The sequence below is a fragment of the Pseudomonas sp. G3-39 genome, from assembly GCF_054790485.1.
On record NZ_CP186497.1, the window covers coordinates 593,236 to 616,658 of the forward strand.

General features: G+C 60.9%; 11 protein-coding genes. 7 read left to right on the top strand and 4 right to left on the bottom strand.

From position 1 onward, the window contains the following. Positions 1–2 precede the first annotated feature (2 nt). The 4 genes from ACOYXG_RS02660 to cbiE all read right to left on the bottom strand — a co-directional run bounded on the left by ACOYXG_RS02660 (position 3) and on the right by cbiE (position 3,491). Positions 3–305: a type II toxin-antitoxin system RelE/ParE family toxin gene (locus ACOYXG_RS02660; protein WP_003221246.1), complete on the bottom strand. Its 303-nt coding sequence runs from the start codon at positions 303–305 to the stop codon at positions 3–5. 159 nt (positions 306–464) lie between these two features. Next, positions 465–1,193, bottom strand: coding sequence for a cobalt-precorrin-6A reductase (locus ACOYXG_RS02665; RefSeq protein WP_460355754.1), 729 nt, complete (start codon positions 1,191–1,193; stop codon positions 465–467). Then, positions 1,190–2,287 (bottom strand): cobalt-precorrin-5B (C(1))-methyltransferase, encoded by a 1,098-nt coding sequence (locus ACOYXG_RS02670; RefSeq protein ID WP_460355756.1) that lies wholly within the window; start codon positions 2,285–2,287, stop codon positions 1,190–1,192. Before ACOYXG_RS02670 ends, ACOYXG_RS02665 begins: the two co-directional genes overlap by 4 nt. Then, on the bottom strand, positions 2,280–3,491 hold the full coding sequence (gene cbiE / locus ACOYXG_RS02675) for a precorrin-6y C5,15-methyltransferase (decarboxylating) subunit CbiE (RefSeq protein WP_460355759.1): 1,212 nt from the start codon (positions 3,489–3,491) through the stop codon (positions 2,280–2,282). The genes ACOYXG_RS02670 and cbiE overlap by 8 nt, the downstream gene beginning before the upstream one ends. Positions 3,492–3,724: 233 nt before the next feature. Here cbiE and ACOYXG_RS02680 point away from each other — a divergent pair, with 233 nt between their 5' ends. The 7 genes from ACOYXG_RS02680 to ACOYXG_RS02710 all read left to right on the top strand — a co-directional run bounded on the left by ACOYXG_RS02680 (position 3,725) and on the right by ACOYXG_RS02710 (position 23,384). Continuing rightward, positions 3,725–4,381, top strand: coding sequence for a hypothetical protein (locus tag ACOYXG_RS02680; protein ID WP_027613579.1), 657 nt, complete (start codon positions 3,725–3,727; stop codon positions 4,379–4,381). Positions 4,382–4,500: 119 nt separating this feature from the next. Continuing rightward, positions 4,501–5,799: a precorrin-3B synthase gene (gene cobG, locus ACOYXG_RS02685; protein ID WP_460355761.1), complete on the top strand. Its 1,299-nt coding sequence runs from the start codon at positions 4,501–4,503 to the stop codon at positions 5,797–5,799. Then, the gene (locus ACOYXG_RS02690) at positions 5,792–6,418 is read left to right on the top strand and encodes a precorrin-8X methylmutase (protein WP_460355763.1); all 627 of its coding nucleotides are present in this window, start codon (positions 5,792–5,794) and stop codon (positions 6,416–6,418) included. The genes cobG and ACOYXG_RS02690 overlap by 8 nt, the downstream gene beginning before the upstream one ends. Continuing rightward, positions 6,415–7,149 (top strand): precorrin-2 C(20)-methyltransferase, encoded by a 735-nt coding sequence (locus ACOYXG_RS02695; RefSeq protein WP_007967900.1) that lies wholly within the window; start codon positions 6,415–6,417, stop codon positions 7,147–7,149. The genes ACOYXG_RS02690 and ACOYXG_RS02695 overlap by 4 nt, the downstream gene beginning before the upstream one ends. Next, entirely contained in the window at positions 7,149–8,849 is a 1,701-nt protein-coding gene (cobJ, locus tag ACOYXG_RS02700; RefSeq protein WP_460355766.1) for a precorrin-3B C(17)-methyltransferase, read from the top strand. The genes ACOYXG_RS02695 and cobJ overlap by 1 nt, the downstream gene beginning before the upstream one ends. Before the next feature lie 409 nt (positions 8,850–9,258). Continuing rightward, complete coding sequence (locus ACOYXG_RS02705; RefSeq protein ID WP_460355769.1) at positions 9,259–16,314, top strand: TcdA/TcdB pore-forming domain-containing protein; 7,056 nt, start codon at positions 9,259–9,261, stop codon at positions 16,312–16,314. A gap of 110 nt (positions 16,315–16,424) precedes the next feature. Then, entirely contained in the window at positions 16,425–23,384 is a 6,960-nt protein-coding gene (locus tag ACOYXG_RS02710) for a TcdA/TcdB pore-forming domain-containing protein (RefSeq protein WP_460358385.1), read from the top strand. The last annotated feature ends 39 nt before the right edge of the window (positions 23,385–23,423 follow it).

Genomic DNA, 23,423 nt, shown 5'->3' on the forward strand with positions numbered 1-23,423 from the left:
ACTTACTCCTCATTACCGATGCTATGTGCCATTTGTACGGCGCGCTTGATATCACGCCGTTGTGTCGATTTGTCGCCGCCGATCAACAGCAGATAAATCACTTCGTCTCGACGAGTGAAGTACATCCTGTAACCAGGGCCGTAGTGAACACGCATTTCGTAAACGGTGTCACCGACAAATCCGCAATCGCCAAAGTTGCCATGTTCGGCTGCTCGAAGTCTGGAGATGATTCGGCCTTTGCCGATGATGTCTTTCAACGAGTCGAGCCATTCGGAAAATATACGGGATCGTTCGAGTTCGATCATGTCAGGATCGTATTCCTTGGGATACAGGCTGGCAAGCCGCTTTTTGACGGTTGTCTGCCTGTATGGATTAAAGGAACCGAAGTATTAGGTGAGGGAATAGCGAAGAACAGTCGGCTGCTTCCTCAAAACAGGCCGGCTAATTCGCAGATTAAATCGAAATCAGGAAAAGTCTGACGTCAGCAGTGCATTAAGGACTTCAGACGTAGACCCAAACTCCCGATCAACCCCCGGCAAGACTGGCCGCTTCAACACATGCACCGGTACCCCCAACTCCCGCGCCACTTCCAGTTTCGGCTCGGTCGCGGTGCTGCCGCTGTTCTTGCTGATCAGCACATCGATCTGCCGGCGTTCGAACAGTGCGCGTTCATCCTCCAGCAGAAACGGCCCACGGGCGCCGATGACTTCGCAGCGTTCGTTACCGGGATAAGCGTCGAGGGCGCGCAGGGTCCAATACTGGTTGGCAGGGATTTCGTCGAGGTGTTGCAGCGGTTCGCGGCCGAGGGTGAACAGCGGGCGGCGGAACGGTTTGAGGGCTTCGATCAGTTCGGCCCAGTCGCTGACTTCTCGCCAGTCGTCGCCCGGTTGCGGCTGCCACGCGGGGCGGCGCAAGGCCCAGCAGGGGATGCCGGCGAGTTGTGCGGCGATGGCGGCGTTGTGGCTGATTTGCGCGGCGTAGGGATGGGTCGCATCGAGCAAAAGTGTGATGCCTTCGTCGCGAATGAATTGCGCCAGACCTTCGGCCCCGCCGTAGCCGCCGACGCGCACCTGGCAGGTCAGGTCGGTCGGCACCCGGCCCACGCCGGCCAGACTGTAAATGTGTTCTGGCCCCAGCGTACGGGCGATGGTCAACGCCTCGGTGACGCCGCCAAGCAGCAGAATGCGTTTCATGCAAAACCTCCGGCGTGGCCGACAATGCCGCCCTGGCGATCAATCGCAAACACCTCGACCTGCACCTGCGCCGGCACCACGCTGCAGGCGAAATTCAGCGCGTGGCGGCAGACCTCATTGCCGAGGGCAATGCCCGCCGCGCTGGCCATCGCCAAGGCCTGCTGACTGGTGTTCGCTTCACGAATGCTCTGCTGCAACGCCTGATCGGCACCGATCGCCGCCGCCCATTCAGCCAGTTGCGGCAGGTCGATACTGGAATGCCTCGAGTGCAGATCCATGTGCCCGGCCGCCAGTTTGCTGATCTTGCCGAAGCCGCCACACAGGCTGAGTTTATCCACAGGCACTTTGCGCAGATGCTTGAGCACCGCACCGACAAAGTCGCCCATTTCGATCAAGGCGATTTCCGGCAGGTCGTAGACCCGGCGCATGGTGTCTTCGCTGGCGTTGCCGGTGCACGCGGCAATGTGCAGATAGCCATTGGTTTTGGCGACGTCGATGCCCTGATGGATCGAGGCGATGTACGCCGCGCAGGAAAACGGCCGGACGATACCGCTGGTGCCGAGGATCGACAAACCACCGAGAATGCCCAGCCGCGGGTTCATGGTTTTCAGTGCCAGCGCCTCGCCGCCCTCGACATTGACGGTGACCTCGAAGCCGCCGGCATAAGCGCTTTCGGTGGCGAGCAGCGTCAGGTGGTCGCTGATCATCTTGCGTGGCACCGGGTTGATCGCCGGTTCACCGACGCCGAGCACCAGCCCCGGCCGGGTCACGGTGCCGACACCTGCGCCCGCGACAAAGCGAATCCCCGGCTCGGCCAGCAGCCGCACGTGCGAATAGAGCAGCGCACCGTGCGTTACGTCCGGGTCGTCGCCGGCGTCCTTGATCGTCCCGGCCTCGGCGCCGCCCTCGGTCAGGCGGCAGAACTCAAGGCGCATCTGCACTTGTTTGCCTTTGGGCAGAACGATCTGCACCGCATCCGCCGAGGTACCGCCGAGCAGCAGGCGGGCGGCGGCGAGGCTGGTGGCGGTGGCGCAGCTGCCGGTGGTCAGGCCGCTACGCAGGGGCGCGGGTTGTTCGGCGGTTTCGTCACGCATCGAGGGGTTTGACCAGATCCAGCAGGGTAATCGGCAACGCCTGACGCCAGGTGTCGAACTCGCCCAGCGGTTGCGCCTGGGCCACGTGGATGCGGGTCAGCTCGCCGCCGTGGCGTTCGCGCCAGTGCATCAGGCTGACTTCACTTTGCAGGGTCACGGCGTTGGCGACCAGCCTGCCACCGGGCTTGAGTTGTTCCCAGCAGGTTTCAAACACGCCTTCGCGGGTCACGCCGCCGCCGATGAAGACCGCGTCGGGTCGCTCCAGCCCGGCAAGGGCCTGCGGTGCGCGGCCACGCACCAGGTGCAGACCGGGTACGCCCAACGCGTCGCGGTTGTGTTCGATCAAGGCCTGTCGGCCTTCGTCCGCCTCGATGGCAATCGCGCGGCAGCCCGGGTGCGCGCGCATCCATTCGATGCCGATCGAGCCGCAACCACCGCCGACGTCCCACAGCAATTCGCCGGGGATCGGCGCGAGGCGGGCGAGGGTGATGGCGCGGACATCGCGTTTGGTCAGTTGGCCGTCGTGCTGGAATGCCGAATCGGGCAGTCCGGCAAGACGTGACAGGCGCGGTGTCTGCGCATCGGCCAGGCATTCGATGGCGATCACATTCAGATCGGCAATCGCCGGGTCATTCCAGTCATTGGCAGTACTTTCGAGGCGCCGTTCGGCATCGCCGCCCAAATGCTCAAGCACAGTCAGGCGGCTGCCGCCAAAACCGCGCTCGCGCAGCATCGCCGCGACTGCCGCCGGACTGTGCCGGTCATTGCTCAACAGCAACAGGCGCACCCCGCTGAACAGCTGCGCATTGAGTGCCGCCAGTGGTCGCGCCACCAGCGAGAGGGTGACCACCTCCTGTAACGGCCAGCCGAGCCGGGCGGCGGCCAGCGAACAGGAAGAGGGCGCGGGCAGGATCAGCATCTCGACACTCGGCACGTGACGCGCGAGGCTGGCGCCGACGCCGTAGAACATCGGATCACCACTGGCCAACACGCACACCGCTCGGCCGCGCTGCTCCAATACCGGCGCGAGGGAAAACGGACTCGGCCACAATTCGCGTTCGCCACGAATGCACACCGGCAGCAAGTCCAGTTGCCGCTGGCCGCCGATGATCCGCGAAGCAGCCAGCAGGGCGCGCCGGGCGTTTTTGCCCAGGCCCTTGAAGCCGTCTTCACCGATTCCCACAACCGTCAGCCAGGGTGTCATGCCGTTCCTTAATCCTGAGTAGATCCTCACGGACGGCATGATAACGCGACTGCCGGCACCTGACGCAGGTCTGTCGTCGCGGCGTGTCGAGAACAACGCGGAAACTTAATGTCGAGTAATAGTGATTTTTTCAACTTCCGTTTTTGTTAGTTTGATTCCAAGTCAGTTCTTTTTAATAAGTCTGGCGCAATGAAGCTATAAAATTAATACGTGCCAAGTTGGCAGGGGGCGATATGGATATCAATTCAGCTACACGTTTAAGTCAGAGTAATGCAGTTGCCGTTAATAATATGTTGTTTACCGGACTGGAGGGGCGGGCAGAGGCCGATAACAGATTTGTGAGGAACTGCATTTATCTCGCCCAGATCGCGGCGGACAGCCGTTGTGACAGCAGTCTTCAGCCTGCAGAGTGGTTCGATTACTTTGTCGGAGGCTTGTGGTCATGTGGCTGGGAACAGGAGGAGAAACCGGTGGTGCTGGTCCAGGAGGCGTTTTCCGGAAGTGTGCAGGAGGCGTGGCGGCGGTCGACAGCACCCTTGCTCGCGCGCGTTCAATTAGCGCAGGTTGAAGCCGGGCTGGCAGCGCTTGAAAAAGATGTAGCGCTACTGCAAAAGTTTACCGCCCTGAGTGGCAAGACCTTCACCTCGCACATTGTGCCGGTCAGTCAGAACGCCAACGGCGAGTTGGTTGTGTTGCTCAGCCATATCCGCTTTTTCAAGTTGGTGTTGAGTACCAACTACCTGTTCTGGCAGGTCCATCAACCGATGTCGCAACTGGACATCCGCGCCAGGAGAATGGTGATCAATCGACGGGACATCGACAAAAACCGGGACGTTGTAGATCAGGCGATTCGCGAGAGCGTGCCCGACCTCGAGGAGGTCGAACTCTGAAAAGCCGCAGTTTCCGACCGGCAGGCATTTTCATGCGCTCGGGCAAAGCAGGCATAATGGCGACCTTTCGCCCACCACAGCGCTGCCCGTCAGCCGGTCATCCCTTGAACGAACGCTCAATGTCCACCGCTCTGCGCCCCTCGGCTTGTCCGGGGTTGCTGCGTATTGTCCAGGCGCTGGACGGCGGCATTTGTCGGATCAAGCTCAATGGCGGCTCGATCACTGCCAATCAGGCCGACGCGGTGGCCGATGCAGCCGAGCGTTTTGCCAGTGGCGCGATCGAGGCGACCAACCGCGCCAATCTGCAGATTCGCGGCATCGGCGAGCAGTCCGCGGCATTGGTCGACAGTTTGCTGGCCGCCGGGTTGGGGCCGCAAACCGCAGCGGGCGACGATGTGCGCAACCTGATGCTCAGCCCGAGTGCCGGGATCGATCGGCAGTTGCTATTCGATACCCGGCCTTTGGCTGAACAGATTCTGGCGACCCTGCAGACGCATCCGCGCTTTCACGAGTTGAGCGCAAAGTTCGCCGTGCAACTAGACGGCGGGGAGGCGTTGGCGATGCTCGAGCATCCGCACGATCTGTGGCTCTCGGCGTTCGAGCGTGACGGTGAAGTGTTGTTGGCGTTCGGTCTGGCCGGCTGCCCGACCGATCGTGCGGCCGGTGCCGTGACCGTGGAACACGGCCATGCGCTGGTGGTCGCGGTGCTGGAGTTGTTCCTTGAGCGGGCTCGACCGGAGCAGACGCGCATGCGCCATCTGCTCGATGAATGGCCGATGCTGGCCTTTCTCGAACAGTTACGCGAACGCGTAGCGATCAACGCCGCCATTGCCCGACAGCGCACGCCGCTGGCGGATGCGCTGCACATCGGTGTTCACCGGCAAAATGCTGACGACAGGGTGTATGTCGGCGCGGTTCCGGCGCTCGGCCGTCTCGATCCGGCCATGCTGCGTGGCGCGGCCCGACTGGCCCGCGAGTACGGTGACGGCACCCTGCGTTTCACCCCTTGGCAAAGTCTGCTGTTGCCGAACGTGAAGCCCACCGACGCGGCGCAAGTCCTGGAAAATCTGACGCAATTGCACTGGCTGACCGACGCCAGCGAGCCGCTGTCCCGGCTGATCGCCTGCACCGGCTCCAGTGGCTGCGGCAAAGGCCTGGCCGATACCAAACACGACGCCCGGCGGCTGGCGACGCTGTTGCCACAGGCGCAGAACGTGCACCTGTCCGGTTGCCCGCGCTCTTGCGCTGCAGCCCATCGCACCCCGGCGACATTGCTGGCGGTCAGCCCCGGTCATTACGACCTCTATTTTCGCGATGCAGCGCTGCCGGGTTTCGGCGCGCTGCACGCACGCAACCTTACTATTGAAGCGGCCGCGACCCTGCTCGACGCCCGCTCACGGAGCCCCCTTGATGCTTGATTACATCCGCGACGGTCAGGAGATCTATCGCAACTCCTTCGCGATCATTCGCAGCGAGGCCAATCTGGCGCGCATCCCGGCCGATCTGGAAAAACTCGCGGTGCGGGTGATCCACGCCTGCGGCATGGTCGAGGCCATTGACGGTCTGCAATTCTCCGAAGGTGCCGGCAAGGCCGGGCGCGATGCACTGGCAGCCGGCGCGCCGATCCTGTGTGATGCGCGGATGGTTTCCGAAGGCGTGACCCGTGCCCGTCTGCCAGCCAACAACGAGGTGATCTGCACTTTGCGTGACGACAGCGTGCCGCAGCTGGCCCGTGAGCTGGGCAACACCCGCTCGGCGGCCGCGCTGGAACTGTGGCGTCCGCATCTGGAAGGCAGCGTGGTGGTGATCGGCAACGCGCCGACCGCGCTGTTCTATCTGCTGGAAATGCTCGACGCCGGCGCACCGAAACCGGCGCTGATCCTCGGCTTCCCGGTGGGCTTCGTCGGCGCTGCCGAATCGAAAGCGGCGCTGGCGGCTGACAGTCGCGGCGTACCGTTCGTGATCATGCAAGGCCGGCTCGGCGGCAGCGCCATGGCCGCTGCGGCAGTCAATGCCCTCGCCACGGAGATCGAATGATGCAGGCCAAAGGACGTTTGATCGGCCTGGGTGTCGGCCCGGGTGATCCGGAACTGATTACCGTGAAAGCCCTGCGCCTGCTGCGTGAGTCGCCAGTGGTGGCGTACTTCGTTGCCAAGGGCAAGAAAGGCAACGCGTTCGGCATCATCGAAGCGCACCTGCAGGACGCGCAGAATCTGCTGCCGCTGGTGTACCCGGTGACCACCGAAGTGCTGCCGGCGCCGCTGTCCTACGAGCAAGTGATCAGCGATTTCTACGATGAAGCCGCCGAGACCGTGGCTGCGCATCTGGACGCCGGCCGTGATGTGGCGGTGATCTGCGAAGGCGACCCGTTCTTTTACGGTTCCTACATGTATCTGCACGATCGGTTGTCCACGCGCTATGAAGCCGAAGTGGTACCGGGCGTGTGCTCGATGCTCGGCGGCGCCTCGGTGCTCGGCGCGCCGCTGGTGTATCGCAACCAGAGCCTGTCGGTGCTCTCCGGCGTGCTGCCGCATGAGGATCTCAAGCGCCGTCTTGCCGACGCCGATGCGGCGGTGATCATGAAACTGGGGCGCAACTTTCCCAAGGTCCGTGCGGTACTCGAAGAACTCGGTCTGGCCGAGCGGGCGCTGTACGTCGAACGCGCGACCATGGCCAATCAGAAGATCGTGCCGCTGGATCAGGTCGAGCCGATGTCCTCGCCGTACTTCTCGCTGATCATCGTCCCGGGCGAACGGTGGCAAGGTTGATGACGCCATCCACACCGGCCATTGTCATCCTCGGACAAGGCGCGCTCGCTACCGCACGGCGGATCCAGCAGTTGTATCCGACAGCGCAGATCCACGGCCTCGCCGGACGCGTCGAAGGCGCCGACTGCAGCTATCAGGAATTCGGCGCGACCCTGCGTGAGTTGTATCAGCAAGACACGCCGATCATTGCCCTGTGCGCGGCCGGCATTGTCATTCGCACCCTGGCGCCGTTGTTGCTGGAAAAAGGTGCTGAACCGGCGGTGCTCGCCGTTGCTGAAGACGGCAGCGCCGTGGTGCCGCTGCTCGGTGGCCTCGGCGGAGTGAATGTCATGGCCCGGGAAATCGCCGCCGCATTGCAGGTCGCCGCGGCGATCACCACCAGTGGCGAATTGCGTTTTGGCACCTGCCTGCTCAATCCACCCAGCGGTTATGCGCTGGCTGATCTGGAACTGGGCAAGCGTTTCGTTTCCGATCTGCTGGCGGGGCACAGCGTGCGCATTGAAGGGGCGGCGCCGTGGCTGGATCAGGCGCAGTTGCCGCAAGACCCGCAGGCGCAGCGCTCGATTCATGTCGGCAGTGCCGAGCGTGTCGCGAGCGCCAACGAGTTGCTGATCTATCCCCGCAGTGTGGCGGTGGCGGTGAGTGCGCAGTTGGACGATCTGCCGCATGCCGTGCGCGCCGCGTTGCAGCAGGCCGGGGTTGCGCAGCAGTCGCTGGCCTGTCTGCTGGCGGCTGACACTGAAATGGCGTCGGCCAGACTGCGTGAAGCCGCCCTCGAACTGGGGGTGCCGCTGCGCTTTGTCGCGGCGCAGAAAGACCTCGGCGAGTTGGCTCGTCAGGCACTGCCGCAGGCCGCGATCAGCAATACCAACGGTCTGGCGATTGCGCGGGCCGAACAGCCGCTGGACGTCGCGCAGATCGGTCGTCAACGTGGGCGCCTGGCGGTGATCGGCCTTGGCCCCGGCGCTGCCGAGTTGATGGTGCCTGCGGTCAAGGCGGAACTGGCGCGGGCCACCGATGTGCTCGGCTACGAAACCTATGTGCGCATGGCCGGCCCGTTTCGCGATGATCAGGTGCAGCACTGCACCGACAATCGCGAAGAAATGCAGCGCGCCCGCCACGCCTTCCGGCTGGCGGCCGAGGGGCGTTCGGTCATCGTGGTCTCATCCGGCGACCCCGGCGTGTTCGCCATGGCCGCGGCGGTGCTCGAAGCGTTGCACGAGTCGACCGACCCGAAATGGCACAGCGTCGAGCTGGAAATCCTGCCGGGGGTGTCCGCCTCGCTTGCCACGGCTGCGCAAGCGGGTGCGCCGCTGGGGCATGATTTCTGCGTGATGTCGCTGTCGGACAACCTCAAGCCGTGGTTGATCATTGAAAAACGTCTGGATCTGGCGGCCGAGGCCGATCTGGCGCTGGCCTTCTACAACCCGATCTCCCGTGCGCGTCCCTGGCAATTGGGGCGCGCATTGGAAATCGTCGCGCAGCATCGCAGCGCGGTAACGCCGGTGGTGCTGGGGCGCGACATCGGTCGCCCGGGGCAAACCCTGCGCGTGACGACACTGGGGCAACTGACCCCGGATCAGGTGGACATGCGCACCATGGTGCTGGTTGGCTCTTCAACGACATGCACCTTCCCCAAGGCTGAAGGTGGCGAGTGGGTCTACACGCCGCGCTGGTACGGCGAAAAGCCCCAGTCCTGAGCCGTTGGCGAGGGAGCTTGCTGCCTCGCCAACCGCGATCTCCCGCACAGATTGTTTCCGGATCTGACCGCGTCATATTGTTCAACGCGACCTGTACGATCTGCTCCGCTTCTGTGTGAGAGCTTTCTCTTTGCTTACATTCTGTTCGACTTATCTTGAATACTGATAGACAGAGCTGAAATTGCAGCCTTGATAATTACGCGTTCTGCTCGGGTGCGTTTGATTTATATATTGATTGTAGAAATAACTTGTTGCCGTTACATGCGTTATCAGTTGTTTTTTAGTTGTTGATTTTGACATGTATTGAAAGTTTTGAAGTTTGAGCTCCGATTCGCCAGAAGTTAGTTTGGCCGCTATGCAAGTGCCAGCGGGCACTTTCGTTATTGGTCAGGGCAAAGGAGCAACTTTCATGCAGGACCGAAGAACTCAAGACGCCAGCGGGTTTGTCAAATTCATCAAACTGTTCAAGCAGGCGGATCTGGAACAGGCCATGTCGGCGTACAGGGGCAGTGAATCCTATCAGTCAGTGTGGCGTTATTATTTTGCCTGTATCGGCTTGCTCGATTCTCCACGACTGATCGAGCCTTTGGCACTGCTCAAGCAGTCGATCGGCCAGTTGATCGGTTCGCCACATAAATACTCGCAATCCGATAGCCAGCCTGCACAGTTGTCGCGCATCTATAACAGCATCCAGGCTTTCGAGACCCGTGTGCAAAACAGCCTGGCGTACGCGAAGAGCACCCCGACTGCGGTGCCGAAGAATCTGCACTTTGTCTGGCTCGGTGGAGGACTGGGCGCGATACAGCGTGACTATCTCAACCTCTGGAAACAGGTGCTGAACGGGCAAGGTTACAGCCTCCATCTCTGGTACGACAGCGACGCATTGTTGGCCTGGCAAACCAACAGGCTGATCGTCGAGGCGGCCAAGGCTGACGCCCTGCAACAAGATGGCAGCGACAGTATTTCCAAAGACCAGTTGGGCACGCTGTACGAAGAACGGGCCATCGTCCTTAAACAACAGATGTCCATGCATATCGATGCCGCACTGGCGCGGGGACTTTCAGCTGATGAAGCACGCGTCGATCTGTTGGCCCGTGCCTATGGGCAGGACGCCGCGCAACTGGAGGCGCTGATCGAGCAAAACCGCCGCAGTCTGCTGGACCTCGCAGGAGACGACCTGCAGTTGCGCGACTTGAACGCCCTGGATACTCCGCTGCAATTACAGGATATCTACGAGCGCGAAATCCGGTTGCGCGGCAATCTGGCAGCTGCTTCCGATGTGGTGCGCGCCGAGGTCGTTTACGAAGAGGGCGGCGGATATGCCGATGTCGATAATCTGCCGCCACTGGTCAAGACCCTGGGAGGCGTTGACATCAGCGGGTTTGATCCCCGGTCACGCGTTGGCGTTCTGCAACTGCTGCTCGATCACAATCGGCACTGGATGCCTGCACGCGAGGCGCTGCGCCACCAGTACACTGATTATCTGGCAAGCATTCCCGAGCAACACCGCGCCGCGCTTGAGACGTTTGCCCGACAAAAACCGGCGCTGAATGAAGTGTTCCAGGCGCCGGCCGAGTTGCTCGTCCGCCCACAGGACTTGCGGGCAGTTGCTGTGCAGAGCTCGCTGAGCAATTCCTTCCTGATGGCCCATGCCCGATCGCCGATGCTCAAAAGCGTGATCGACCGGTTTCGCTTCAATTATGACTTCATCGACCTGACGGCTCGACTGGCGTCCAAGCGCGGTGTTGCGCTGAGCGATTTTTACGGCATGTCGACGCTTGCGCGCGAGGTATTCGAGCAAAACTGCGGCTCTATTGCCGCTCTGTCCTCGATCGAACACGCAACGGTGAACGAACTGATTCTGGCGGTCGCCGGATATTTCGAAGACGGTATCCGCCCGCAGAGCGAATGGACAATTTTTCTGACTGGCCCGGCCGCGATGCGCGCTGGCATGCGCGATTACGAACGGCACAACTTCGTCCCGCGCGAAGATGAAACAGTGCGCGTCGAGACTGCCATCGAGCCGCTCTGGATGATCAACGACAAGACCGAGGAGGAGCAGGATCACTCGTGGAAAGACAACGCCAGCGATGATGAACAATGGGTTGTCGACGAACAGCAGCGTTGGCGGCAAGGACAGTTCAGTGCCCGCTACAGCGGTGATGTTGCTGCCCTGCTCAAACAACAGACTGTGTTGTTCGAAGAGGGTTGGCCGCTCATCGAGGGACGCCCGGTGTTATTGACGGAGGTCTTGCAAGGGATGATCGACCGACTCGGTGCACCGTTTGTGGCGGCGATGAGGCAAGGTCATAACGGTCCGCTGGTTTTTCCCGAAGGGCCGGGTCTGGGGTTCGACGATCGTCAGGCCATCAAGGCCCAACCCGTCACTCTGCAAGCTCCGGCGTCGCTCAGTGATGCGCGGATTCAGGGGCTGGCGCTGGATGAGTTGCTAAGCGGCATTGCCGAGGGTTCGCTGCAGTTCTTCCAGATCAGTCCCTTGCAAAGGGTAGTGTTGGGACAGATGCTCGGCGTACGCTCACTGGATAACTCAAGCTTCACGCAACTTGCCCCCGAGCTCGACAACCTCGCCAACAGCGTTGCCGAGGTAGGAGCATCGGTGCGTTATGCGGCCATTGAACGCCATCTGTATCAGCATCGGGCGCCGCAATTCATGGCCGGTCTCGCCAGCCATGTCGACCAGCCGATGGTCTCGTCGGACAGCGCGCTAACGTTGAAACGAGCTGCGCTGTCGCAGGCGCACACGCTGTTTCAATGGGGCCGTCATGTTGCCCATATCCAGACCATCGCCACCCGCGAACATCGTGAGCAGGTGATCCTGCGGCTGGGTCAGGTGTTGGGGCAAATCGAGGCCAGTGACGTCAAACTGGTGCCGCAGGATCTGTTGCTCCAGGGGCCAGGGGATCCCGGTGGCCGTTGTTACCCGCTGGCGCTGATCATGAGCGCTGCTCTGGAGCACGGCGTGGCGGCGTCGCGACGCTTGCGCGAGCGATTCTTCCTGGCCACCGTCGAGCCGCAGCAGCGCGATTCAATTGTATTTCTGGAGGCGCTCGAGGAGTTGCGCGGCGTGCAGTTGCACGATATCGGCAAGCCGCTGGGGCGGGTCGATCTGCAGCAGCTCGGCACCACGCTGGAGGCGTTCGCCAGCTCGCGCACGCTGATGCTCAACTCGGATAACCACGCCATGCTGGTGGCGAAAACCTTCAATGGTGGGCGCGCCACCTATCACTTTTATGATCCCAATTTCGGCGTGTTCGAGTTCGGCCAGCCAGACCAGCTCCAACTGGCACTGACCGACCTTTTCCAGAAACAGGGCATGGCGAAATACTATGCGGCCTATGGCGACGACGCGCGCCCGACATTTGATCTGATCGAGCTGCAGGGGCAAAAGATAGCGGCGCTGGATCTGTCCGGCGGTTTGCGCGTCGGGCAATTGCTGGAATCCGACAATGTGCTGCCGGAGCATACACAGCGACCGATCCGTCGGCGCCTGAACAGTGCTCGCGGCCATTCGCTGGTCAGTAATCCGCACCTGGGGCGCAGCCTGCGCGATCTGGACAGTCATTGGTGGGGACAGCAGATTGCCCAGGCGACTGACGCTCTACAGCACTTGCATGCTGCGGCAAAACCGCTGGTGCCGTTGTTCGAAACCCTGGAGATGACGCCTGCCGGCGAGTACCGGATCAACCTGATCGATCCCTCGCAGGCCGAGCATGTGGTGCAGGTGGTGAGCTCCGATCACCGTCTGCTGCGCATCAGAAATTATCTGTCGGAGCAGTTTTCGGCACTGGGCACCCGAGCCTCGCCACAGATGGCAGAGGCGGGTGCCGTACACACGCTCAATACCGGCTTCACCATCCAGGCACTGATGAACGTCCTGCGTGGACGAGAGGGGGATGACCGCACCCTGACCACCGCCGTGCGTTTGCACGCTTACGTCAATTACGCGCAGCTGGTGCATGGCAATGTGACGGATGTCGCTGGCCTGATCAGTCTGGTAAAAACCGCGCTCAATGAAGAGAAGATCATCGCCCGCACCTGTGCGCCGGTGGTTGGCGAGGCGCTGGGGCATGTCGCCAACGAAGGCGTGGGCGCGGTGCTGGGGCTGGCCAATGTCGGTTTCGACATCTATCAATTGGCGACGGCAGACAACGAGATCGAGCGCGCGCAATTCGGCACCCAACTGGCCTTCGACTCCGCCAGTCTGGCGTTGACCGCCGGTGGTCTGGGGGCTGCCACGGCGGGCGCGGCAACAGCGGCCGCCGTACTCGGTGGAGCCGGGGTGATCCTGGGCGGACTGGCCGTGGGTGTGGCGGCCCTGGCCCAGGGGTTTGCCAGGATCGCTGAGCAGGCGCAGGAGGTCGGGCTGTTCTTCGATGATCTGGAGCGGGCCTGTCGGGGTGTCGGTTATCGGTATGACGACGGACTCGGGGCGTGGGTCGCTCACCCTTCGCTGGTCGTCCAGAGCCTGGACTTCAATCGCACGATGCTGGTGCTCGACAGTCCGAAGGTGTATCGGCTGCGCGACCATTTCGGGGTGCCGGATTTCAATCCGGATGATCAACAAGCGCTCGATCTGCGGCGTGAACTGGGTCTTCCCGGCTACATCCACTTCGATCCGCCGAGCACGCAACTGGTCGTCCTGCCGTGCACGCCGACCACGTACTACGGTTACGAATACAAGGCGCTGCCTTTCTCGACGCTGCGTCACGACACCGGCTTCGATACCGCCCGCAAGCTGGAGAAGAAGGATGCGGCTGGCCAGCGGCGGTTTCTGTTTTCGTTCTACTCCTTTCCCGTGCACTACATCATCAACCGTCTCGCACCGTCGTATCGGCCAACCGTGATCGAGGTGCGGCTGGATGCCCACGAGCGTGCGCTGGCGGTGCCAATGATGCCGCAGGTCTGGCACGACAAGGTGTCGTACCGCATCGAAGGTGCGGGCGGCGCCTGCTCATTGATCCTCAATCGCGGGGTCAATCTCCAGTTGCAGTCCCCCAGCCTGCAGCAGTGCCGCTGGAATCTGGTAGCCGCCTGGGCCACCGAGAGGGATGTGCGGATCGACGTCGGCGGGGTTCTTTCGGTGGGTGGGGTGAAGGTGACGTTCGGCGGCAGAGGTCGGCATGAGGTCATGCTTCAGCTGACCGGGCGGCAATCGTTCAAGGTCAACCGCAGTGACGGACGACTGGACATTATCGAGCAGAGCGCGCCAGCCGGGGAGAATGAGCAGTCGCTGCTCACGCATTACCAGACACTGGCCCGGGAGCATCGGCTGGTGCTGCCTTACACGCCAGTTCATCACTTTCCGATTCCTTTCGAGCCCGAAAGCCAGCCGCGTCACACCACGGCCTGGTACGACGCTGCCGAGGATCGTTTTCTGTACATCCGCAGTGAAGAGGTACTGGCGGCCGATGAAATGCTGCTGGCGGCGGTGGTCGACGATTCTGCGTTTTTCTATGAGGTGCGCAACTACGACATCTGGCAGGTCGATGCCGTCAGCGGTTTGCTCAAGTGCCGCTATCGTCTGCTTGTCATGGAGGGGCAGTGCAGCATTCGGCGTATTGAAGTCGATGCGCAGGGCGTGATTCATATCGAACAGCAATGGCTGGGTACCGATCGGCAAGTCACGCAATTCAACTACCTGATCCATGAAGGCCAACTGCAACTGGTGGCAGTTACCCGAGAGATTGACCGTGAGCTGGGCCAGCGAGTGTTCGCCAACCCGACCTTGACGGATTGGACGGCGGTGCTTGGTCACTATTTCACGTTATCGCCGGTACCCGAACGCGCAGGCGTCAGTACCGTCGACTGGCAACCGGCCGCTTACGTGTCGGTCTGCTGGGCGTTCGATCCGGGCAAACGTGACCTGGTCTGGATTCGCAGCCGTGACCTGTTGTGCATTCATCCGTTTGCCTTCGGGCATGACCGCGGCTGGGTCGATTCGATCAAACAGCTTGGTGATCTGCTGCTTCTGCCGGTCAACGATGAGCACGAGCTGTTTTTCATCTACGACCGGCTGGCGCAAAAGCTGTGCAAGGTGCAACGCAGCGCGTCCGCTGGCAGCGAGCGCTGGCCAGCGCAATGGACGCATCAATGGCTGCAGCCTGATGGGCTCAGTGACGTGGTGCCGGTCCAGAACGGGTATCTGGCCCTGACCGATGACGGTCTGTTTTTCAACCTCACCGCAGAGGGTGAAGTGCATCTGGGTGGCTTGAGTGAGCGCTGGCTCAGGGGGCGCGCACAGTGGTGGCAGGCACTCGAAACGCTGGCGGCGAAGTACCCGGTCAACAGTTTCGCCATTCTGGGTCTGCGCAACGCCGCCGGTGATCGCAGCCTGTGTGCCTGGTACGTGGATAACCGCTTGCTGCTGTGCGATCCGGGGCACGAACGGGAAATGCGCCTGCTCGGGGTCACACCGGACAACCAGGCGGTCTGGCTGTTCGATGTCGCCAGCGGTGAGATCTGCAGTCAGCGGTTCTTCGACAGCCGGCAACTCGAGCCAGCATTCGGCAGCGGCGCCCAGTTACTGGCGAGCGACATGCTGCCGGCACCGCAGGCCGAGTGGGACGACTGGCGGTTCAGCGCCGTGCGCAATGACGGCTCCGGTCTGTACGGGACATCGGTCAACGGCGTGTCACTCAAGCTGCGATATCAGGAAGCTGAAAGGATCATCGGCGTCGATCATCACTGGGCCAGCGAGCACGCGGAACATTTGCCGGAGTCTCTGCAGGCATTGCTGGAGACCGCCGAGCATGGGCCCTACATCGCCGTGGAGTCTGGCGCGGGCAACCTGCAATGGTACGACGTGGCGAATGCACAACTGATTCGTGTAGCAGGCCAGGATCTGCCACACGATTGCGAATTGCTCGGCACCCGCCATCGGCATGTGCTGCTGCACGAACTTCAGGCACACCGCGTACACGTCTACCCCGGTCAGCAGAGCATCGGCCCGTTCGAATACATGCGGCGCGAGGCCGAGGTGTTGGTGGTCGAGGGCCAGAACAAGGTTGAAGACCTGTTGCCACTGATCGCTGATGACGTGAGCTGTCTGGTGTTGCGCCTGGGGCAGGGCGGCGTCACGTATCACCTGTCGAGGGCCTGCTGGTTGCGGCTGGACTCGGTGATTGTCGATTGCCGTCACCCGCTGGGCGAGGTTCCGGCGATTCCCGGCAAGCTGGTCTGGGCGCTGGACGCACCGCAAACACTGCAACTGTCGTTTGTCGACGAGCACTTGCTGATTGTCGACCCGGATCGCCAGCACAGCCTGATCCTGCGGGATGTGTGCTCGGTGGATCCGGCGATGCGTGGCGACGTCTTCCTCGGGTTCGAGGGCGGGCGTTCCTATCCGGTATCGAGCCTGGTGCAGAGGCTGCGGGAAATCGTCGAAGTCGATGATGCCGACGGCAGTGCAACGCTGGCGCAGTTGCTGGGAGCGGTGCCGGCCTGACGAAAGTCTTCGTTGGGTTTTTTGAAGTTTGTTTTCTCTCTGTGTCGCGACGGTTCATGTCGTCGCGATGGGTTCGTTTGGCCAAAAAAAAGGAAATTGCATTGAGCACTATGGATGAAGTCACGATGGGCAGAGTGTTCGCCGATCTTATTGCGCGCACAGAACTTGAGTCCGTCAGCGGTAGCCTGGGGGAGGCTCCTTTGCGCTACTACGACGGAGCTACGGCGGCTACCAGTCTTGCAGAACAATTGATAGCGATCAGATTGCTCAAGGACGCGATTGAATCACCACAGCTGGACGCCGCGGATGCTCAGGTCAATAAACTGCGCCTGAAACTGGGCGACTACGACCGCCGCTTGAGTGCGACTGTGAAGATGCTCTCCGCTGGCAAACCGATACCGCGCATCATGCATTTTGTCTGGGTCGGTGGCAGTGAGGTCGGGCCGAATCAGCGCGATTACATGAACATCTGGCGCAAGGTACTGGCGTCGCAGGGATATGCATTCAATCTCTGGTATGACAGTGATGCGCTGCTGGCCTTTGAAATGAATCGGGTGATTCTCGACAGTGCCCGTGCGGACACGATGAAGGTATTAAAGGACGAAAAGGTAACCCCGACGGGACTGTCGAGAATGATCGAAGACCGCGCACGGGTACTCAAACAGCAGATGTTCGACTACCTGAATCAGCCACGCTGGGCCGGACGCGCAGACGAGGCGCGGATCGACCTGATGGTGCGGGGTTATGGCAAGGATCGTGCGACGCTCGAAGCCTTCCGCCAGAAATGTCTGGATTCGCATCAGGCCATGGTGGGTGAGGACTTGCGCCTGCGCGATGTTCGCCAGGAGTTTGCCAGTCATTTTCTGGCTGACGTCTACCAGCGCGAAGTCGCCATGCGCGGCAACTTTGCTGCTGCCAGTGACGTGGTGCGACTGCAGGCCGAGTTTCTCGAGGGCGGGCGTTACAGCGACATGGATTATTTGCCGCCGCTGATCGAGAGACCGGGCGGCGTGGACATCAGTGGTTTCAGCACAGACGCGAAGATCGGTGTCCTGCAGTTATTGCTCAACCATGACGATACCTTGATGCCGGGGCGCGATCGGCAACGTTATGTCGACAGAACCGGGCATATTCCCGCCGAGCATCTCGAGGCACTGAGCGCATTTGCCCGGAGCAGGCCGGGTGTGGAGCAGATTTTCGCTTCGCCGCAGCCGACGTCTTTATCCCAGGATGCCATCGGGCGCGGCGCGGCCTGGGGCAATCCGTCGTCGAAGGAAATGAATGCCTATGTTCTGGCTCATCCTGGCAGCAAGATGGTCAATGCGAGCATGCACTTCATCCGGGTGGCTTATGACTGCCTGTATGAGGTTGAGCGCCGCATGATACTCGCAGGCGTGACGCCAGCAGATGTGTCGTCAGTCGATGATATTGCAATCAAGGTCGTCTCTGAAGCACAGGCTGATGGGCGCTTGCCCAATACATCGCGTGAATATTCATCAGAGAAGCTCATACGCGCCATAGCTCAGTATTATCAGGACGGGATTCGTTTCGACGCCTTGGGCACCATCTACATGACCGGTCCGGGCGCACTTGAAGGCGGTGTAATCGGCTATGTCGAAAGAGAACTGCAGAGTGAACAGCTGAACAACATTCGCCATCATATGAAGCAGGTCGACGGCTTCAACGTCTTTACCGAAGAAGAAATGATCTCCGGCTGGGCAGTCAAGGATACCCCCGAAGACTGGCTGGCAAAAGAACATGAGAAGTGGAATTCGGGCAAGGTCAAGTCGCGCTACGCCGGTAATCTGGCCGACTTGCTGAAAGAGCGGACCCTCACGTTCAAACTTGGCTGGCCTGTCATAGAAGGAAAATCAGTGTTGCTGACTTCGGTCCTGCAGCAACTGCTTGATGATCTGGGTGAGCCGTTTGTACGGGCCATGAATGACCGCTTGACCGGTGATGTGACGTTCAACGTTCCCATCCACCTCGACTTTGATACTCGACAGCAGGTGCTGAACCAGACAGTCGACAAAGCTCCAACGTCCATGGGGGCCGAGTCACTGGGTAACCTCAACGAGGCCTTGGCGCGCATCGCGGCGGGCAAGTTGCCGCTGGATCAGTTGAGCCCGTTGCATCGGGTGATGTTCGGCGGCCTGTTCGGTGCCGCAACACTGGATCAGGTCGGGTTCGCAGACGCCTGGGCAACCACCGTCGCCTTTGCCGAAGATACGCGCGACCGTGGCCTGGTCGCGCGCTACGAGGTGATCGAACAGACACTGCTCAATCGCGATCCTGCACCGGTGGAGGCACGAGTCAATGCATCGGAGCGCGAATCGCTCGGGCAGAACTCCAGGGTGCTGAAGGCGCAGGCATTTGCCGAACCGATCAGCGTGCGGCAATGGCGCGAGTACGTGAGTCGGGTCGAGGTCGCCGCCGTGAATGAGCGCCGGGCGTCGATCCTTGCGCGGGGTGCGGCAGTGCGCGAGACGTTCTTCGAGGCGGGTGCGCATACGGCCAGACAATTGCCGCAGGATTTGTTGTTGCGCGGTGCGGGGGATCCGGGCCGACGCTGCTATCCACTGGCGCTGGTGACGGCCGCCGCGCTGGAGAAAGGCGCCTCGGCCGAGCGCGCGTTGATCGGCAAACTGGCGATTGCCAATCTCACTCCCGACGCACCGCAAGCCCATGCCCTGCTCAAGGTTCTGGACGAGTTGCGTGGCGTACCCATGGCGCGATTCGGCGAGAAGAGACCGGCGGCGAACCTGGCCACTGTGATGCAGACGCTGGAAGCGAAAACCGCTGCCGGCAGCCTGCTGCTCAACACAGACAATCATTCGATGCTGGTGAGCAAGGTTGTGGTGCAAGGCGAGACATCCTATCGCTTCTACGATCCCAACTTCGGGCTGTATGCGTTCGCCCGGATCGAGGATCTGCAACAAGGCGTCCAGCGCTTCATGCAGGAGGAAGTGATTGCCAGGCTTTATGGTCTGGAACGGGGGGCTGCCAGCGTTTTCGAGGTCATCGAACTCGACGGCGCAAGCATTGCCGGTAAATCGTTGCCTTCGGAAATTAGCGTTGAGCATTTGCTCAGCAGTGATCCGCTGGGTGGTGGGCGTGCCGTCGAACCCTGGAGTCAGCATGCCGCCTTGCGCGCGCGTTCCTTGTCAGAGAACGCGCGTCTGGGACAGGCGCTGAGCAGTGTGGACAGCCACAAGTGGGCGCGGACGATCGAAAGCGCGACCCTGCGGTTACAGGACCAGCATCAACTGTCTCGTGACTTCGTTCCGGTGTTCGACTCCCTGAAGAGCACTGCGCAAGGGCGCAGCGAAATCACCATGGTCAGTGCCAGTGATCCGCAGCGCACACGCACAGTGCAGACTGATGACACGCGCCTGCAAGGGATCAAGTCTTACCTGAGCGATACGTTTGAAGCGTTGTCCGGCAGACGCGCGGGGGCGCCAGTGATCGATCCGACGGATGTCGGTGCGGTGCACACGCTCAATGCCGGATTTGCCATTCAAGCCCTGCTGCTCGGGTTGCAGAACGCGGAGTCCGGGATGGGGTCGACCGCGTTGACGTCAGCAGTGCGCATCCACGGTTACCTGGCCTACGCGCAGATGGCTCACGGGCTGGTGGTCGACGCAGTACAACTGCTGAATCTGGTGCGTCATGCCTTTACCGACGGTTTGCGGGTGGCCAAAACCACCTCGTCGATTGTCAGTAATGCGCTGGGCAGCGTCTTGAACGAAGGTGTCGGCACCGTTTTGCAGCTGGCCAGCATCGGCTTCGACATTTATCTGTTGGTCAATGCCCAAAACGATATCCAGCGTGCGGTCTATGCCACGCAGCTGGCCTTCGATTCAGCTGGGCTGGCGCTGGGTGTTGGCGCTTTGGGCGCCGGTGTTGCCGGTGCGGGCACGGCGGCGGCCTTCCTCGGCGGCGCCGGGGTGATTCTGGGCGGGCTGGCGGTGGGCATCGGCGCCCTGGTCGAGGGGTTCAGCGCCAGGGCAGAACGTGGAAGACGGATCGGCCGGTATCTGAATGATGTGCATTCGGCCTATCGACCGCAAAGCCATTCGGTGCAAGGCGATACCTACATTGCCAATCCTTGTGCGGTCTATACCGGGCTTGATTTGCGCAAAGGGCTCATTACCTTCGGCGGCCACAAAATTTTCGCCGCGGAAGATTACTCCTTTCTGCATAAGCCGAGGATCGTCGGGGATCGCAGCAAGGCATTCAGCATTCGAGAGGCCCTCGACCTTCGCGACTCGATTTCCTTCGATATGGCGCCGGGTATTGAAAGCGTCGTGCTGCCGAGTGTGCCGGAGTGCTTTCTGGGCTTCGTCCATGAAGGTCTGCCATTTGCGACAACGCTCACAGAAAACATGGAAACGGCTTTGGCACTGGAAAAATACAAGCTGGCAGGCAAGCGGCAATTCTGGTTCAGCTTTTACCAGGCACCGACCGAGTACATCATGGAAAAAATGGTGCCCAACTACGAGGAAACCCGCGTCAGTGTTGCGATTGGCCCTGATCAGCGTTTTCTGCACGTCCCCCCATTGCCGCAGGAGGTGCACGGTTACCTTTGCTATGACATCGATGCCACTGGCGGGCACTGCTCGATCACCCTGACCGAGGGCGTCAAGTCGTTGCGGCTGCAGGTTTCCTCCGATGATCCAATGACGTGGTCATTGCGTGCCCCATGGGTGAGTGCGGCGGCGGTGAAGCTGGAACAGGATACTTTTCAGTTGGGCTCGATGCGGGTGCAGGTGCCCGCCAGGAGTGTCGTGTACCTGCAACTTGCGGAGGGCTTCTATCAGGTTGGCTGGGCAACGGGAGCGCTGCTCTTTGCTGAACTCGACGCGCTCAACGATGCCGACGGCCCGGCCACGCGCAAGCATTTGCGCGAACTCGCCCGCGCTCATCGTCTGGCCGATGGCCCGACGGTCATCCGCAACTATCACGATGCCCTGACTGGTGTTCGTACCACGGCCTGGTACGACCACACCGAAGATGCCATGCACTTGGTGCGCGGACTGGACCCACAGTATGCGGCGCAGATCTGCATCGGCCCGAAGATCGGCGAGGAGATGTTTTATTACTGCCCGGCGCAGGGAATCATCTGGCGTACGGATCTGGTCACCGGGCAGATCAAACGCACTTACCGGGTGATGAAAATACATTCATCAAAAAACCCCTGCATTGTTTCGATTCAGGCGACGCCAGAGGGTTTGCTGCAGGTGGTCCAGCGCTTTGAAGACATGTGGAAAAGCTTCTACAAGCTGACTTACCTGCTCGGCGAAGACTACCTCGCCCTTACTGCGATCTCCGATATGAATTCAGACCATCCGTGGATCATTCGCGAAGGACGCGACAATGTTTCGGATTTCCTCCGACGGCACGACTACCCATACCATGAGGTACTTGATGACCAGAGAGTGGAATTCACACTGGGCGCAATGATTACGATCGACACCTTCGACGAGAATTTGCGCAAAGCCACCCGAGCCTGGGTGCGCAGTGAAGATGAGCGCGTCATTCGGCCTGTGCTGCGCAATACGGAAGGTACACCTGACTTTCTCGATTGGGTGCTGCTTGATCCGCTTCAATCAAGCGGCGATACAGTGTTGTTTCATCATCTTGGCCATCGCCTTGTTTATCGACAGCACATCGGCGCAGCGGATCAGATGCCCGAGATGTTTGCACAAAGTGTCTTGCACCTTGAGGTGCAGCATGTGCACCGCCAGGGCGGACAATACGTCATCCTCACTGACGAAGGCATGCTGTTCCAGATGAATGACGACGGCCAGACCCGGCTGGTGGGACTCAATCACGCATGGCTGTCGGCCCGCCAGCAGCGCACTGGGCAAGGGTTCAAGTGGTGGGATACGGTCAGGACCAACATTCAGAACGGGTCCGCCGATGGCGTGGAAGTCGGGGGTATCAGCGATGCAACGGGCAAGACATCGCTGTATGTCATCTATCTGGATCAGCAATTTCTGATTGCCGACACGGCGGGCAAAGCCATGCGCGTGTTGAGGCTGACGCCAGATAAAAAAGCGGCGTGGATGATGGACTGGGCAACCGGTCGAATCTATCGTCAGCCCTTCATGGCGCCTGAAAGCCTGGCGGCGGCATTCGGTTCGGGGACGCGTCTGCTGCAGGCGCACTTGCTGGCCCCGATGCAGCGAGTCATGCCGCGGGACACTTTTGCCTGGGCCGTGCCCCATGGAGCCGGCCTGCACGTCCGCCGGCATGACCACGTGCTGTTCAACCTGGTTGACGGCGAGCCACCGCGTATCGTCGGTGTGGAAGTCGAATTCTTCAATGGCCTGGCGTCTCGTCAGGCGCGGGAGCAAAAGTTGGCGCGACTGCTTGCCGGTCAGCGTAGCGGTCCTTACCTCTTTGCGGGCAGGAGCGATAATCTTTGCAGCTGGTATGACGTCGCAGCCGGCCGTCTGCTCAGTGTCGCGGTGTCAGGACGTGAATGGCCACAATATCTGGGCGTGGCGAACGATCAGACCCTGGTGCTGCATGACCCTGTAACGGGCCGACTGTTCAGCAATACCAGTGAAGACATTGAACCCATCGATATATGGATGACTGTGGAAGCGGTCAGCCGGATTGCAGATACGCTGGTTATCGACGGTATTGGCTCATCGGGCAGGATTGTAGCGATTCCGGATGGCGTCGATACACTGGTACTCAAGTTTGCGAAATCTGCAGATTACCTTTCACTGGCCCGACAGACTTGGGATCGGCTTGATTGCCTGATTGTCGACGCCGAGGAAGCAGGCATTCATCTGGCGTTGACACTAGAGCCGATGCAGCGATGGCTGGTCTCGAGGTCCGACGGCCATTTGCTGCTGACGGATCCCGATTCGGGAAGCAGCATCATCTTGCGCAATGCCACGAGCCTTGATGCGGCACGGCAACAGCAGGTGACATTCGGGATTGCGTTACCTGACGAAATCTCGGTGACCGTTAGCCTGGAGGAGCTGATGAGTGCGATGGCCACGGAACCCCTGCTGGAACTCGGCGCGCTGATCGGGCTGTCCATCGACCAGTAAGCCATTGCGAGCTGGCAGATCAGACCGGGCTGCGGAGAT

What these genes read in the sequence shown, in the direction of transcription:
- ACOYXG_RS02660 (WP_003221246.1), bottom strand. Translation starts at nt 305, where the DNA reads ATGATCGAACTCGAACGATCCCGTATATTTTCCGAATGGCTCGACTCG.
- ACOYXG_RS02665 (WP_460355754.1), bottom strand. Translation starts at nt 1,193, where the DNA reads ATGAAACGCATTCTGCTGCTTGGCGGCGTCACCGAGGCGTTGACCATC.
- ACOYXG_RS02670 (WP_460355756.1), bottom strand. Translation starts at nt 2,287, where the DNA reads ATGCGTGACGAAACCGCCGAACAACCCGCGCCCCTGCGTAGCGGCCTG.
- cbiE (WP_460355759.1), bottom strand. Translation starts at nt 3,491, where the DNA reads ATGACACCCTGGCTGACGGTTGTGGGAATCGGTGAAGACGGCTTCAAG.
- ACOYXG_RS02680 (WP_027613579.1), top strand. Translation starts at nt 3,725, where the DNA reads ATGGATATCAATTCAGCTACACGTTTAAGTCAGAGTAATGCAGTTGCC.
- cobG (WP_460355761.1), top strand. Translation starts at nt 4,501, where the DNA reads ATGTCCACCGCTCTGCGCCCCTCGGCTTGTCCGGGGTTGCTGCGTATT.
- ACOYXG_RS02690 (WP_460355763.1), top strand. Translation starts at nt 5,792, where the DNA reads ATGCTTGATTACATCCGCGACGGTCAGGAGATCTATCGCAACTCCTTC.
- ACOYXG_RS02695 (WP_007967900.1), top strand. Translation starts at nt 6,415, where the DNA reads ATGATGCAGGCCAAAGGACGTTTGATCGGCCTGGGTGTCGGCCCGGGT.
- cobJ (WP_460355766.1), top strand. Translation starts at nt 7,149, where the DNA reads ATGACGCCATCCACACCGGCCATTGTCATCCTCGGACAAGGCGCGCTC.
- ACOYXG_RS02705 (WP_460355769.1), top strand. Translation starts at nt 9,259, where the DNA reads ATGCAGGACCGAAGAACTCAAGACGCCAGCGGGTTTGTCAAATTCATC.
- ACOYXG_RS02710 (WP_460358385.1), top strand. Translation starts at nt 16,425, where the DNA reads ATGGATGAAGTCACGATGGGCAGAGTGTTCGCCGATCTTATTGCGCGC.